Raw genomic sequence first — 359 nt, 5'->3', positions numbered from 1 at the left:
GGCCGCACGGCTGCGACGGGCTCGGCGTCCCCGTCGGCGTGACCCGCGCGCGGGCCCGTACGGCGGCGCCTGCAGAGCAGACCCAGGAGGAAGGGAACCACTCGCGCATGGCTTTCGAACCGCCGCAGCGCCTGGTGCGGGCGACCGGGGAGACGGCACCGCCCGGCGACGACTGGCTGGCGGAGCTGCCCCTGGCCGCCGAACGGGCCGTGGCCCGGCGGGGGCTGACCGTGGAGCGGGTCCAGGTGCCCGGCGGCCGCAGCAGTCTGGTGCTGTTGGTCCGGCGCGCGGACGGCACCCCGGCGGTGCTGAAGCTGGCGCCGCCCCGGGCCCGCCCGGAGAGCGAGCGGGCCGCGCTC

General features: G+C 79.4%; 1 protein-coding gene. It reads left to right on the top strand.

Annotation, left to right across the window (positions count from 1 at the left end):
- Positions 1 to 107 precede the first annotated feature (107 nt).
- Positions 108 to 359, top strand: a 252-nt coding sequence (locus GTW40_RS00655) for an aminoglycoside phosphotransferase family protein (RefSeq protein WP_237525259.1), incomplete at its 3' end; no start/stop codon positions are given.

Source organism: Streptomyces sp. SID4985, from assembly GCF_009863025.1.
Lineage (GTDB): Bacteria > Actinomycetota > Actinomycetes > Streptomycetales > Streptomycetaceae > Streptomyces.
This window is presented reverse-complemented; position numbering and strand designations above follow the sequence as displayed.